General features: G+C 66.4%; 13 protein-coding genes and 2 tRNA genes. 12 read left to right on the forward strand and 3 right to left on the reverse strand.

The genetic code is table 11. The annotated features are described in order from the left end of the window. Positions 1-11: 11 nt before the first annotated feature. Entirely contained in the window at positions 12-1,223 is a 1,212-nt protein-coding gene (locus ASG79_RS18585) for a glutathionylspermidine synthase family protein (protein WP_056393073.1), read from the reverse strand. A gap of 3 nt (positions 1,224-1,226) precedes the next feature. After that, complete coding sequence (locus ASG79_RS18590) at positions 1,227-1,868, reverse strand: Tat pathway signal protein (protein ID WP_156400237.1); 642 nt, start codon at positions 1,866-1,868, stop codon at positions 1,227-1,229. Between the two features lie 180 nt (positions 1,869-2,048). On the opposite strand from ASG79_RS18590, the gene ASG79_RS18595 reads away from it, so the two are divergent. The 9 genes from ASG79_RS18595 (at position 2,049) to ASG79_RS18635 (ending at position 8,688) form a co-directional block, all read left to right on the forward strand. Then, the gene (locus ASG79_RS18595; RefSeq protein WP_056393075.1) at positions 2,049-2,702 is read left to right on the forward strand and encodes an MOSC domain-containing protein; all 654 of its coding nucleotides are present in this window, start codon (positions 2,049-2,051) and stop codon (positions 2,700-2,702) included. A 395-nt stretch (positions 2,703-3,097) separates the two neighbouring features. Then, positions 3,098-5,155: a DEAD/DEAH box helicase gene (locus ASG79_RS18600; RefSeq protein ID WP_018769068.1), complete on the forward strand. Its 2,058-nt coding sequence runs from the start codon at positions 3,098-3,100 to the stop codon at positions 5,153-5,155. A 295-nt stretch (positions 5,156-5,450) separates the two neighbouring features. Next, positions 5,451-5,522 (forward strand) — tRNA-Thr (locus ASG79_RS18605). Positions 5,523-5,582: 60 nt separating this feature from the next. Further along, positions 5,583-5,656: transfer RNA gene (locus tag ASG79_RS18610), tRNA-Met, on the forward strand. 338 nt (positions 5,657-5,994) lie between these two features. Then, positions 5,995-6,243 carry a hypothetical protein gene (locus ASG79_RS18615; RefSeq protein ID WP_056393080.1) on the forward strand — a complete coding sequence of 83 codons (249 nt, stop codon included), beginning with the start codon at positions 5,995-5,997 and terminating at the stop codon, positions 6,241-6,243. A gap of 23 nt (positions 6,244-6,266) precedes the next feature. Further along, a complete protein-coding gene (locus ASG79_RS18620) occupies positions 6,267-6,452 on the forward strand; it encodes a hypothetical protein (RefSeq protein ID WP_056393082.1) in 186 nt (61 codons plus the stop codon). 185 nt (positions 6,453-6,637) lie between these two features. Continuing rightward, positions 6,638-7,435, forward strand: a complete 798-nt coding sequence (yidC, locus tag ASG79_RS18625) for a membrane protein insertase YidC (protein ID WP_082581828.1) — start codon at positions 6,638-6,640, stop codon at positions 7,433-7,435. Between the two features lie 22 nt (positions 7,436-7,457). Continuing rightward, positions 7,458-8,015 carry a dihydrofolate reductase family protein gene (locus ASG79_RS18630; RefSeq protein WP_056393084.1) on the forward strand — a complete coding sequence of 186 codons (558 nt, stop codon included), beginning with the start codon at positions 7,458-7,460 and terminating at the stop codon, positions 8,013-8,015. Between the two features lie 16 nt (positions 8,016-8,031). Then, positions 8,032-8,688: an SDR family oxidoreductase gene (locus ASG79_RS18635; protein WP_056393086.1), complete on the forward strand. Its 657-nt coding sequence runs from the start codon at positions 8,032-8,034 to the stop codon at positions 8,686-8,688. 31 nt (positions 8,689-8,719) lie between these two features. On the opposite strand, the gene ASG79_RS18640 is transcribed toward ASG79_RS18635, so the two are convergent. Then, positions 8,720-9,943 (reverse strand): ROK family transcriptional regulator, encoded by a 1,224-nt coding sequence (locus ASG79_RS18640; RefSeq protein WP_056393088.1) that lies wholly within the window; start codon positions 9,941-9,943, stop codon positions 8,720-8,722. Between the two features lie 96 nt (positions 9,944-10,039). On the opposite strand from ASG79_RS18640, the gene ASG79_RS18645 reads away from it, so the two are divergent. The 3 genes from ASG79_RS18645 to ASG79_RS18655 form a co-directional block, all read left to right on the forward strand. Then, positions 10,040-11,752, forward strand: coding sequence for a glycoside hydrolase family 13 protein (locus ASG79_RS18645; protein ID WP_056393093.1), 1,713 nt, complete (start codon positions 10,040-10,042; stop codon positions 11,750-11,752). 31 nt (positions 11,753-11,783) lie between these two features. After that, a complete protein-coding gene (locus ASG79_RS18650; RefSeq protein WP_056393094.1) occupies positions 11,784-12,725 on the forward strand; it encodes an aldo/keto reductase in 942 nt (313 codons plus the stop codon). Positions 12,726-12,893: 168 nt separating this feature from the next. After that, positions 12,894-13,181 (forward strand): aldolase/citrate lyase family protein (locus tag ASG79_RS18655; protein WP_235509857.1); only part of this gene is annotated, 288 nt, incomplete at its 3' end.

Genomic DNA, 13,181 nt, shown 5'->3' on the forward strand with positions numbered 1-13,181 from the left:
TGTCACCGGTTTCATAGAACGATTCCTGCCTTGGTGGAGTCGGCCACCGCCGAAAGCGGCGCCGGCGCGTCAATGGTGTTGGGGACGAAGCGGCAGAAGTAGTCCGTGACCGGCCCGTCCGATTCCCGGATGCCGCAGCCCACGGACTCGCCGTCCACCACCCAGAGGCCCAGCACCGGATGGTTGCCGTCGAAGTCCGGCAATGGGTGGTACTGCTGGTAGCACCAGCCCTCCCGCCCGTAGCCGCCGGGCTGCTCCAGGCTGATCCCGTCCGCGTGGATCCGGATGTTGTCGCCTTCACGGCCGTGGAGGGGCTTGCCCACCCACTCCTTCAGCGGCCCCGGATCCGTGAGGTACGCGGGCAGCAGGTTGGGATGGCCGGGGTACAGATGCCACAGGGCGGCCAGCAGGGCCTTGTTGGAGAGCAGCATCTTCCAGGCGGGTTCCACCCAGCGCGGGTTGTGCGCCCGCTCCAGCAGGCGGGGCCCGAACTCCTCCTTCATCATCAGCTCCCAGGGATAGAGCTTGAAGATGGTGTTGATCAGGAAGTTGTCCAGGTCCACGAAGCGGTTCAGGTTCGGGTCCCAGCCGATATCGGACATGTTGATCCCGATGGTGGTCCACCCCGCCTGGCCGGCGACGTCGCGCATGTACGCGGCGGTCATCCAGTCCTCGCCGGATTCCTCCACCTCGGAGTGGGCCACGTGGAGGGTGCTCATGCCGGTGCGGTACTGGAATTTCTTCCACTGCCGGATGAGGGCCTCGTGGATGCCGTTCCACTGGTCCTTCTCCGGAAACACGTCCTGGAGCCAGAACCATTGGGCGACGGCGGCCTCGATGAGTCCGGTGGGGGTGTCGGCGTTGTATTCGAGCATCTTGGCCGGCCCGCCCCGGCCGTCGTAGATGAAGTCGAACCGGCCGTAAACATCCACGTCGCCGGCCTGCAGCGATGCGGCCGCCAGTTCCAGTGCCTGGGGGCCGATGCCGATGCTGCCCATGGCGCCGGTGGCCAGGAACTTCGCGGCTTCCAGGCACATCCGGTGCATTTCCTCGGCCACCACTTCAAGGGTCTCCACCTCGTCCATGGTGAACTCGTAGTACGCGGATTCGTTCCAGTACTCGATCCGGCGCCCGTCGTCCATGGTGGTGGTGGAGAACACCAGGCCCTGCTCTTCGATCTTCTGCTTCCAGCCCGGCCGGGGTTCGGACAACATCCTCTTCATCCGTCAGCCCCCCGAAACCTTGCCGCCGCCACCGCTTGAGCCGCTCTTGGCGCTGGAGCCGAAGCCGCCGCGGCTGACCGTGCCGCCCTGGCTGCTGTACCCCGTGGAGGCTTTTGCGCCGCTGGGGACGGTCCGCGTGTAGTTGGGCGCGGTGGACCGGTTCTGGCCAATGGGCGGAACACTTGCCCCGCGGGAGTAGAAGTACCAGGCGTAGATGCCGCCCCCGCGGCCCGCAGAGCTATCGCAGTTGGTGTCCGCCACGCGCTCGCCGGTTTCGTCGTTGAAGCACACCTGCGCGTACTCGGGATCATCCTCATTGCTGGCCACCACGGCTGTGATGGTCCCGGCCAGGAGGGCTGTCACGCCCAGGCCCACCACCACGGTGCGCCGCTGGGAACGCTTCTTCCGTGCGGCCGCGTCATTGAGCTGCTTTTCCCGCTCCCGCGCGAACGGGTCGACAGGGGTGACGGGCTCATTGAGGAGTTCGGGGCGCAGGTCCGGCTTGGGGACCTGCCAGGGCGGAGGCTTGGCGGTGCTGCTGCCGGTTCCCGGTTGCGGCCGGCCGGCCGCGCCGTGCTCCACTTCGGAAGCGTTGTCCGGCTCCTTGCTGGGATCCTCGTTCGGGTCCATGGTGTTTGAATCCACAGCGTCCCCTTCAGTTGTCCACGTGAATTGGGCACAGCGCTGCACCCCCAATTGCAATCCTCGGATCAGCGTAATCCCTGGGCAGGCCGGCTGCGAGTAAAACCGCGCTCGACGGCAGGGGGGAACTGCCCATCCCCGCGCCGCAGGGAGCCAGGGCGCGGGAACCCTAGACTGGATGCCATGGAATCTGGTTCTGTCCTTGCTGTCTGCCGCGTCCACCAGCTCATCGCGGACCAGGGAAACGTTGGCGTGACGGCCATCGACAAGCGCCCGGCGGACGGTCCGGTGAAGGTCCACAAGCTGGGCCTGCGCGGAGACATCCAGGCCAACCGGGTGCACCACGGCGGAGAGGACCAGGCCGTCTACGCCTATTCCCAGGCCGACGCCGACTTCTGGGCGCGCACCCTGGGACGCGAACTGCCGCCGGGCATGTTTGGCGAGAACCTGCGGGTGGCCGGCATCGAAGCCACCCACGCCGTCATCGGGGAGCGCTGGAAGGTGGGGGCCGACGTCGAACTTGAGGTCACCTCCCCGCGCGTCCCCTGCGCCACGTTCCAGCGCCGGATGAAGGAACCGCAGTGGGTGAAGCGGTTCACCGAGGAGGGGCGGGTGGGGACCTACCTGCGCGTCATCCGCACCGGCAGCATCCGCGCCGGCGACCCCATCCAGCGGACCTTCGTGCCGCGCCACGGCATCACGATCGGCCAGTGGTTCAGTGAGCCGGACGCGGAGGTCATCGAGGCGCTCCGCAGTGCAGAGGCCGACGGCGAGATCCGGCTCCAGGACGAATACCACACAAAGTTTGGGCTGCTGCTGCGGCGGCTGGGGCAGTAGCATCCCTGCCCGGGGCGGGCTGTGTGCGCAAGCTCACCGCCGCCGTCGGGCATTGAATTGGCGGTCAATGGCGTCCGTACCTTACACTTGAAATATCCCCCACTCCGGAAATCCCTTATTCCTGCCCAATTTTTGAGGCAGGACTGGCAAGTGTTGGGGCCCGCACAAGCGATGCGGGCATTTTCATAGGGAGAGCCGGCTAAAGAAAACGCTGTACAGACTGCTGGGATAGCAGCCAAGAGATGCAGCGCGAAGTCCTGCCACGGGATTGCGAAAGCGCCGGACTTCTGTGACCGGCCGGTCAACGTTTGCCCGGCATCATCGGCACGCGTACTGCGGCTCCGCTCACCTCGGGTAGTGCCGCCTGGCCCCCTATGGATGAGGAATATCCCCCTATGCCCGAAAACCAGAACGAAACCACCGCCGTTGTTGAGGATGCCCCCGTGGCTCCCGCCGCCGAGGCTCCTGCAACCGCTCCCGCCGCCGAGGCTCCTGCCGCTGCGGACGCCCCTGCCGCTGAGGCAGAAGAAAACACCGTGAAGTTCGCCGACCTTGGCATCGACGGCCGCGTCCTGGCCGCCCTGCAGGACGTTGGCTACGAAAAGCCTTCCCCCATCCAGGCAGCAACCATCCCGCTGCTGCTTGAAGGCCGCGACGTCGTGGGCCTCGCCCAGACCGGCACCGGTAAGACTGCAGCATTCGCAGTACCGGCACTGTCCCGCCTGGCCGAGCTCCACGACCTCAACGGCCCGTCCCGCAAGACCCAGGCCCTGGTCCTGGCACCCACCCGCGAGCTGGCCCTCCAGGTGGCCGAGGCCTTCACCTCCTACGCCAAGCACATCGACGACTTCACCGTCCTGCCCGTCTACGGCGGCTCCGCCTACGGGCCCCAGCTGGCCGGCCTGCGCCGCGGCGCCCAGGTGGTTGTTGGTACCCCCGGCCGCGTGATCGACCACATCTCCAAGGGTTCCCTGGACCTGTCCGAACTCCAGTACCTGGTGCTGGACGAGGCCGACGAGATGCTGCGCATGGGCTTCGCCGAGGACGTTGAGCAGATCTTCCAGCAGACGCCTTCGGACCGCCAGGTGGCACTGTTCTCCGCCACCATGCCGAGCCAGATCCGCCGCATGTCCAAGCAGTACCTGAACGATCCCGCCGAGATCTCAGTCAAGTCCAAGACCACCACCGGCGCCAACACCCGCCAGCGGTACCTGCAGGTCATGGGCCCGCACAAGCTCGACGCCATGACCCGCATCCTCGAGGTGGAAGACTTCGACGGCGTCATCGCCTTCGTGCGCACCAAGATGGCCACCGAGGACCTTGCTGACAAGCTGAAGTCCCGCGGTTTCCAGGCCGCCGCCATCAACGGTGACATCCCGCAGCAGCAGCGCGAGCGGACCGTCGACGCGCTGAAGGAAGGCCGCATCGACATCCTGGTGGCCACCGACGTCGCCGCCCGTGGCCTTGACGTGGAACGCATCAGCCACGTCATCAACTACGACATCCCGCACGACACCGAGTCCTACGTGCACCGCATCGGCCGTACCGGCCGTGCAGGCCGTTCCGGTGACGCCATCCTGTTCATGACGCCGCGGGAGAAGTACCTGCTGCGTTCCATCGAAAAGGCCACCCGCCAGCCGGTGGAGCAGATGCACCTGCCCACGGCCGAGACCGTCAACACGCTGCGCCTGGGCAAGTTCGCCGAGCGCATCACCGAGACCCTCGCCTCCGAGGACGTCGCGGCGTTCCGGGACCTCATCGCCTCCTACGAGGAGGAGCACAACGTTCCCGCAGCAGAAATCGCTGCCGCCCTTGCCGTGATGGCGCAGGGCGGGCAGCCGCTGCTGGTCAAGGAACTGCCTGCCGCTCCTGAATTCCAGAAGCGCGAGCGCTCCAAGGACGGCTTCGGCTCACGTGGGCCGACCCGTGCGCTGACCGAGGGCAATGCCACCTACCGGATCGCGGTGGGACGCCGCCAGCGCGTCATGCCCGGCTCCATCGTGGGCGCCATTGCCAACGAAGGCGGCATCTCCTCCGCGCAGATCGGCGGCATCGACATCCGCTCGGACCACTCCCTGGTGGAGCTGCCCGCGGACCTGAGCCCCGACCAGCTGAAGGCCCTGTCCCGCACGCGGATCGGCGGCGAGCTGATCCACCTCGAACTGGACAACGGCCGCAAGCCGTCCGGTGACCGCGGCGCCTACCAGGGCAGCCGCGGCGGCGACCGGGGAGGCAACTTCAAGGGCAACGGCGGGTTCAAGAAGGAATTCCGCAAGAACGACGGCGAGCGGTCCTCCGCTGACCGCGGCGGCCGTTCGTACAGCGAGCGCTCCTTCAGCGACCGCGGCCAGTCGGGCGACTCCCGCTTCGGCGGCCACGGCGACGGCTCCCGCAAGCCCCGCAGCGGCAGCGAGGGCGGGCACCGCGACTTCAACCGCAAGGGCAAGTGGTAAACCCCCGGCGTTGAGGAATTGACGACGGCGATGGGCCGGCTTTCGAGCCGGCCCATCGGCGTTTAACCGCACGGGTGTGGGACTCGCCACATTCGGGCTTCGGCACGGTGGCGAGGGGCCCTGGGAAGGCGCCTGCCGCCGTCGTCCGCCCTGCTTCCCATCACCCCTCCAGCCCCGGAATTCCGCGGAAAAACACGCTTCCGCAGCCCGGAAAAGCACTTGCCCGACCGTCCGGAAGGGGCTCCGGGCGCCGATTTGTTGGTGGGTAAATCTTCCGGTAGAGTATTTACTCGTTGCCCCCCTAGCTCAGTGGTAGAGCGCGTTCTTGGTAAGAACGAGGTCACCGGATCGATTCCGGTGGGGGGCTCTGAATGAGGGCCTGCGTCAAGGCGGTTTGACCGGCTTGACGCAGGTTTTTCTCATTCGTGGCGGTGTAGCTCAGTTGGTTAGAGCGCACGACTCATAATCGTGAGGTCGGGAGATCGAGCCTCCCCACCGCTACAGGCTAAGCCCCCGGGATCCATGGATCCCGGGGGCTTTTCTGTTTGCTGCAAGTCCATCCATCTCTAGCGGCGTCTCGACTTCAAGGCACTTATCTAAGCGGCCGGTGTTGACTGCTCAGCATGCTTACTATTAGGTTGGACTGAGCAGAAAAGTGGCATATGTCACGCCATATTAGGGCCCGTCAGGGCACAACAGGCTGCTTGGCCTGTAGATAAAGTACCCAGCCGCTGGCTTTGACTCCCCAGCTGCTGGACGAGGCGGGTGGCTCCTTACGGCGGCCGCCCGCCTCACCACACCAGGAAGCTCCGTGGACGCCCTATTGGGAAGGTGGAAGCATGGGCACTACGTCATCTGACGGGCACGAGGGCTGGATTCTGCCTTGGTGGGGCTTCATCCTCGGCTTATGCCTGCTTATTCCAACCCTGGTGCGGTTCGATTGGGAAGGCTGGACCGGGGTCGATATTTTTTTCGCGGCAACAGGCACGGTTCTGGTCATCGCCTGCGTGAGCAGGCTTGGGATCATCCTGAGCCGTGCGCGGCACTATCGGGTGAAATCAGAAACTGAAGGGCGTGACGCTCTGTAGGCCCCGCAGGTCGAGATTGAGCCATGTCGTTCACCTACTTATCGATTTCTGCCGCGATTATCGTGGCCTCGCTGGTGCTGTACGATCAGTGGCTCATGGCAGACCAGCGGGGCAAAACCAGGCAGTACAAGAAGACACGCCTGATCAGCATGTGGATCGGCTTAGCCATGGGTGCGGCCTTCCTCTTCCTTTTCGTCCAAACAGGCTGAAGATTCATCCCGCATGTCCCACACACGGGGCCGAGGGGCCGCTGAACGTCCTGTCTGCCCCCTTGGCCTTCCCCACACCAATACCTGTCTTCGGCGGTCAAGCCCCCGGAATCCGTGAGATTCCGGGGGCTTTCTTGTTTCCCGGATCCGCAGTAGCTTGGCAGCAATTGGCGGACGGGGGATCGGTGGACTTTTTCACGGCGGTGATGGAGCCGTTCCGGTGGCTGGTGTCCGCCGTCATGGTGGCTTTCCACGACGGGCTGGCCGCCGTGGGCATGCCGGCGGCGGGCGGCTGGACCTGGACGCTGTCCATCATCGGGCTGGTCCTGGTCATCCGCGCAGCACTAATCCCGGTGTTCCTGGCCCAGGTGAGGGCCCAGCGCAGGATGCGGCTCCTGCAGCCGGACCTGAAGGAGCTCCAGGACAGGTACAAAGGCAGGACAGACCCTGCGTCCCGGCAGGCCATGGCCCAGGAACAGATGGCCCTTTACAAAAAGCACGGCACCAACCCGTTCTCTGCGTGCCTGCCGCTGTTGATCCAGGCACCGTTCTTCCTGGCGCTTTTCCAGGTGCTGTCCGGAATTTCCAACGCCTCGCGGCAGGGCGAAGGCATGGGCGTGATGGGACACGACCAGGTGGTCCAGTTCGATTCCTCCAGCATCTTCGGGGCACCTCTGTCCGCCTCCCTGCTGCACGGCGCAGGCGACCCGGCTGCCGTGGCTGTGCTCGCCGTCGTAATGATCCTGGTGATGATCGCCAGCCAATTCCTGACGCAGAAACTTGTGGCCGCACGGACCATGGACGGCCAGGACAGCGACAGTCTCCTGATGCGCCAGCAGCAAGTCCTGCTGTACGTCCTGCCCGTGGTCTTCGGCGTGGGCGGGATCTTCTTCCCCATCGGAGTCCTGGTCTACTGGACGGTTTCCAACCTCTGGACGCTGGGCCAGCAGTTCCTGGTGTCGCGAAGGCCTATGCGGGCCTGATATCCGGCGGCAGAATGGGGCCATGGCGAAGCTGATCTACTCCGCAATCATGTCCCTCGACGGCTACACGGCAGACAAGGACGGCAACTTCAACTGGTCCGCGCCGGATGCGGAGGTCCACGGTTTCATCAACGACCTGGAGCGGGATGTGGGCACCTACCTCCTGGGGCGGCGGATGTACCAGGTGATGTCTGTCTGGGAAACCATGGGCACGTCCGGGGATCCTTCGGTGATCCAGGACTATGCCCGGATCTGGCAGGGGGCGGACAAGGTGGTGTACTCGACGACGCTGGCCATCGCTGCCACGCCCCGCACCAGGCTGGAGCGGCAGTTCCGCCCGGAGACGGTGCGGGACATGAAGGCCGGCACGGACAGGAACATCAGCATCGGCGGCCCCACGCTGGCGGCACACGCCCTCAACGCCGGCCTGGTGGACGAATGCCAGTTCTTCATCACCCCGGTTGCCGTGGGCGGCGGCCTGCGCTTCCTGCCGGACGGACTGGAGGCCCGGCTGGAACTGCTGGAGGAACGCCCGTTCGGAAACGGCGTGGTGTACCTGCGCTACGGATGTCTTGCCTAGACGGCAGAATGGGTGCATGACACGCATCGCCATCATCGGCGGCCACGGGAAAGTGGCCCTCATCCTGTCCCAGCTCCTCACCGGCGAGGGCCACTCCGTCACCTCGTTCATCCGCAATCCGGACCATGCGGACGACGTCGCCGCCACTGGCGCCACGCCGTCCGTCCTGGACGTGGAAAATGCCACGACGGCGACCATCGCCGATGCCCTGGCCGGGCATGACGCCGTGGTCTGGTCCGCCGGGGCTGGCGGCGGCAACCCCGGCCGCACCTACGCGGTGGACAGGGACGCTGCCATCCGCTCCATGGATGCGGCGGCCCAGGCAGGGGTGGACCGGTACGTGATGGTGTCCTACTTCGCTGCGGGCAAGGACCACGGAGTGCCGGAAGACAACAGTTTCTTCGCCTACGCCGAAGCCAAGGCGGCCGCTGACGAGTACCTGCGCGGCAGCGGGCTGGCGTGGACCATCCTGGGCCCCGGGGCACTGACCGACAAGCCGGGGACCGGGCTGATCGACGTGGACCCGTCCCCGGATGGGGACCGTGACACGTCACGTGCCAACACGGCGATCGTGGCCGCGGCGGTGCTGGACCTGCCCCAGACCGCAGGCCGGACCATCGAGTTCCGCGACGGCACGCTGCCGGTGGCAGCGGCCCTGGAACCGGGCGCGTAGACCCCGGCGGGCAAGGGGCGCGTGGCCTCGGTTATGCCGGGGCGACCGGCGCGGCCAGCTCCAGGTCCAGCTCCAGGTCCAGGGAATTCTGCTCCACGTAGTCCAGGGCGCAGCGCACGGCACCCACCGTGACGATTGAGTCGCCCAGCGGGGAGACCGCCACCCGCGCGGGGGTCGCGGTGAAGTCTTTCAGGCGCTCGCTGATGGGTGCAAGGAGTACGCCCGCGGAATCGGCCACCCCGCCGCCGATCACCACCAGCTCCGGATTGAGCAGGGTGGCTACGGTTCCCACCACCCGTGCCATCCTGTCCGCCAGCCGGTCCATGATGCCAAGAGCCACGGCGTCGCCCTGTTCCGCCGCCGCAAAGACCTGCTCAGCTTCCAACCGCCCGTGGGGGACGGAGCGGAGGGCGGTGGGGACCGGGGTGGCCAGGGCTTCGGCGGCCCAGGTCCGCGCCAGGTGGGCGATGCCGTAGGTGTCGCCCACGCCTTCCACCAGGTCCAGGTACGCCAGCTCCCCGGCGCTGCCCCGCGTTCCGTGGACCAGCCGGCCGCCCTCTACGATGCCCGAACCCAGCCGTTCGCTGGCCAGGATCACCACCACGTCGTCAATTCCCGCGGCCGCCCCCTGCCAGCGTTCGCCCAGGGCCGCAAGGTTGGCGTCGTTTTCCAGCAGCACCGTCCAGCCCCGGGTTTCCTTGAGGGCCGCCCCCAGTCCCAGGTCGAACAGCCCCCAGAACTTCTGCGTGGCCACCACCTCCCCGTGCCGGTCCACGGGTGCGGCAACTCCGGCGCAGACGGCCAGCACCCGGCCGGGCTCCGTTCCTGCGGACCGCAGGGCCGCCTGGGCTACGCCGTCGATGAAGGCTATGCGTTCCCGGGAACCAACGTCCCCCGCATGGAAAGGTCGGCTGGACCGTCCCAATGTCTTGCCCCGGAGGTCGGAAACCACCACGGTGACCTTTGAATAGCCGATGTCCATGCCCAGGACCACGCCTGCGCGCTCGTTGAGTTCGAACCGGCGGGCGGGGCGGCCCTTGTGGTACCCGCCGAACTCGCGCTGGTTTTCCCGTTCCAGGACCCAGCCGCGCCGGACCAGGTCCTCGCAGACGGCGATGGTGGTGGCGCGGGTCAGGCCAGTGGCGGCCATGACGTCCGTGACGGTCACCGCGGCCGAGGCGCGGAGGAATTCGAGGACCGCGCCGGCACTGACCCGCCGCAGCAACTGGGGAGTCGCCGGAACCAGTTCAGGCATGCTGTTGACCTTCCTGAGCAAAGCACCAGATAATACTTGGGGAAGTAAATTTAGATTCAATATAAATGTACCTGCTGCAAAGAAAAGGACCACCCCTTGTCCACCACTGCCACGCTGGCAACCCTGTCCGACTCCGACCGTCCGGCCGACCCCAACTGGTGGCGCCAGGCCTCCGTATACCAGATCTACCCGCGCAGCTTTGCCGACTCCAACGGCGACGGCATCGGTGACCTGAAGGGCATCACCGCCAAGGTCCCGTACCTGAAGTCGCTGGGCATCGACGCCGTCTGGCTGAGCCCGTTCTACCCCTCCGCGCTCGCCGACGGCGGCTACGACGTTGACGACTACCGCGACGTGGATCCCAAGCTGGGCACCCTGGACGACTTCGACGAGATGGCCAAGGCCCTCCACGAAGCCGGCATCAAGCTGATTGCGGACATTGTCCCCAACCACTCCTCCAACCGGCACAAGTGGTTCCAGGAAGCGCTGGCCTCGCCGAAGGGTTCGCCGGCCCGCGACCGCTACATCTTCCGTGACGGCAAGGGCCCCAACGGCGAGTTCCCGCCGTCGGACTGGGACTCTGTGTTCGGCGGCCCCGCCTGGGAGCGCATCACCGAACCGGACGGCACCCCGGGCCAGTGGTACATGCACATCTTCGCCAAGGAGCAGCCGGACCTGAACTGGTCCAACCGCGAAATCCGGGTTGACTTCCTGAAGACGCTGCGGTTCTGGTCCGACCGCGGCGTGGACGGTTTCCGCGTCGACGTTGCCCACGCCCTCACCAAGGACCTCACCGAGCCGCTGCTCTCCAAGCTGGAACTGAGCGCCGCCAACACCGGAGTGGACGGATTCGACGACGGGACGCACCCGTTCTGGGACCGCGACGAAGTGCACGAGATCTACGCCGAATGGCGCGAGGTGTTCAACGAGTACAACCCGCCGCGCACCGCCGTCGCCGAAGCCTGGGTGCACGCCACCAGGCGTGCCCGCTATGCCAGCCCCCAGGGCCTGGGACAGGCGTTCAACTTCGACCTGCTGCAGGCCGACTTCGACGCCGCCGAGTTCAAGGAGATCATCACCCGCAACCTGGCCGAGGCTGCCGCCACCGGCGCCTCCTCCACGTGGGTGTTCTCCAACCACGACGTGGTACGGCACGCCACCCGCTACGGGCTGCCGCAGGTGGCCAAGGAAAAGGCCGGCGCCAAGGGCCAGGACGGCAAGGACTGGCTGCTGGCCGGCGGCCCCAAGGACCAGCTGGACGTTGAACTGGGCGAGCGCCGTGCGCGGGCCGCCACCCTCCTGATGCTCGCCGTTCCCGGCTCCGCGTACCTGTACCAGGGCGAGGAACTGGGCCTGCAGGAAGTGGCCGAGATTCCCGAATCGGAACGGCAGGACCCGTCCTTCTATCGCAACAAAGGCGTGGAGATTGGCCGCGACGGCTGCCGCGTGCCGCTGCCCTGGAAGGTGGAAGGCACCTCCTTCGGCTTCGGCGACGGCGGCTCCCACCTGCCGCAGCCGGATTGGTTCAGCAAGTACGCCGTGGAGGCCCAGGACGGCACCGAAGGTTCCACCCTGGAGCTCTACCGCGAGGCCCTGAAGCTCCGCCGTGAACTGCAGACGGACGAGGACCTCGAATGGGTTGACAACGGCAACCCGGACGTCTTGCACTTCAAGCGCCCCAACGGGTGGCAGTCCGTGACCAACTTCGGGAACACCGCCGTCGACCTTCCGGCCGGCAAGGTGCTGGTCAGCAGCGGCCCGCTGGAGGATGGCAAGCTGCCGGCCAACACCACCGCGTGGTTGCGCTGATGGGCGTGAACCGCCGGCGTGGGCGGGCCTGATGCAGGAGGTCATCTACGGATGCATGGGACTGGGCGGCAGCTGGTCTGACGAACCACATGGCAGCCACCATGTGGACCAGGCCGCCGTTGCCGTCCAGGCCGCCCTGGACACCGGGATCACCCTGTTCGACCACGCGGACATCTACCGCAGCGGCAAGTCCGAGGCGGTGTTCGGCGAGGTCCTGGCCGCCACTCCAGGTCTGCGGGAACGGATCCGGCTGCAGACCAAATGCGGCATCCGGCTGAACGAACGCGGCCTTCAGACCCACTACGACCTGAGCCGGGACGCCATCCTGGAACGGGTCAACGGCAGCCTGGAACGGCTCCGGACGGACTACGTGGACATCCTCCTGCTGCACCGCCCGGACCCCCTGGCGGACCCCGCGGAGGTGGCCTCCGCCGTCGGGCAGCTCATGGACGAAGGCAAGGTCCGGCAACTGGGCGTGTCCAACATGTCCGCAGCGCAGATCGAGGCGCTGCAGGACCGGCTGGAGACCCCGGTGGTTGCCAACCAGCTGGAAATGAGCCTGCTCAAGCGGGCATGGCTGGAAAGCCAGGTCCTGGTCAACCACCCGGAGCACCTGGACTACAGCTTCCCGCACGGGACGCTTGAGTATTGCACCCGGAACAACATCACCCTGCAGGCGTACGGCGCCCTGGCCCGCGGCGTCTACACCGGCGCCGAACCGGACAGTCCCACCTCAGCCGATGCGGCAACGGCCGAACTCGTGGCGGGGCTTGCGGGGGAGTACGGCACCTCCGGCGAGGGTGTCCTGCTGGGCTGGCTGATGAAGCACCCGGCCGGAATCGCGCCGGTCATCGGGACGGTCAACCCGGACCGCATCCGGGCCTGCGGCGACGCAGCCCGGGTGGCGCAGGCCCTCACCCGCGCCGACTGGTACAAACTCTGGGTCACGGCTCGGGGGAGCAACATCCCCTGACCCTTCCCAGCCGGGCAGCAGCAAGGGCCGTTGTGCAGGTCACAACGGCCCTTTCTGCTGCCCGCATTTATCCGGAGACACAGTCATATCCCGTTTAGTTCGTATTGATCCTCACAAGCTGGCCGATTTCTTCGCCTTGCCGCTTGCGGGGCGGATACTGTAGAAAGCATGACGTCTACCATCGCCGCCGAAACTGTTAGGCCGGAACGCAATATCCCCGCAGAGATCGCCCGTTCCTGGCTGCTGGTCAATGCCATGAAGCCGGAGCTGTTCGACCAGTCGGCCGTTTCCCGCGCCGATTCGATCATCCTGGATATTGAAGATGCGGTGGACCCGTCCCAGAAAGACCAGGCCCGCGCCAACGTGATCGACTGGCTGACCGGCGGCGGCAAGGCCTGGGTGAGGATCAATGACGCCACCAGCCCGTTCTGGGCTGATGACCTTGCCGGGCTGCGC

It is taken from the genome of Arthrobacter sp. Soil761 (genome assembly GCF_001428325.1).
Lineage (GTDB): Bacteria > Actinomycetota > Actinomycetes > Actinomycetales > Micrococcaceae > Arthrobacter.

Coding starts and splice junctions, on each gene's coding strand:
- ASG79_RS18600 (WP_018769068.1), top strand. CDS start 3,098: ATGCCCGAAAACCAGAACGAAACCACCGCCGTTGTTGAGGATGCCCCC.
- ASG79_RS18595 (WP_056393075.1), top strand. CDS start 2,049: ATGGAATCTGGTTCTGTCCTTGCTGTCTGCCGCGTCCACCAGCTCATC.
- ASG79_RS18640 (WP_056393088.1), bottom strand. CDS start 9,943: ATGCCTGAACTGGTTCCGGCGACTCCCCAGTTGCTGCGGCGGGTCAGT.
- ASG79_RS18630 (WP_056393084.1), top strand. CDS start 7,458: ATGGCGAAGCTGATCTACTCCGCAATCATGTCCCTCGACGGCTACACG.
- ASG79_RS18585 (WP_056393073.1), bottom strand. CDS start 1,223: ATGAAGAGGATGTTGTCCGAACCCCGGCCGGGCTGGAAGCAGAAGATC.
- ASG79_RS18615 (WP_056393080.1), top strand. CDS start 5,995: ATGGGCACTACGTCATCTGACGGGCACGAGGGCTGGATTCTGCCTTGG.
- ASG79_RS18620 (WP_056393082.1), top strand. CDS start 6,267: ATGTCGTTCACCTACTTATCGATTTCTGCCGCGATTATCGTGGCCTCG.
- ASG79_RS18650 (WP_056393094.1), top strand. CDS start 11,784: ATGCAGGAGGTCATCTACGGATGCATGGGACTGGGCGGCAGCTGGTCT.
- ASG79_RS18635 (WP_056393086.1), top strand. CDS start 8,032: ATGACACGCATCGCCATCATCGGCGGCCACGGGAAAGTGGCCCTCATC.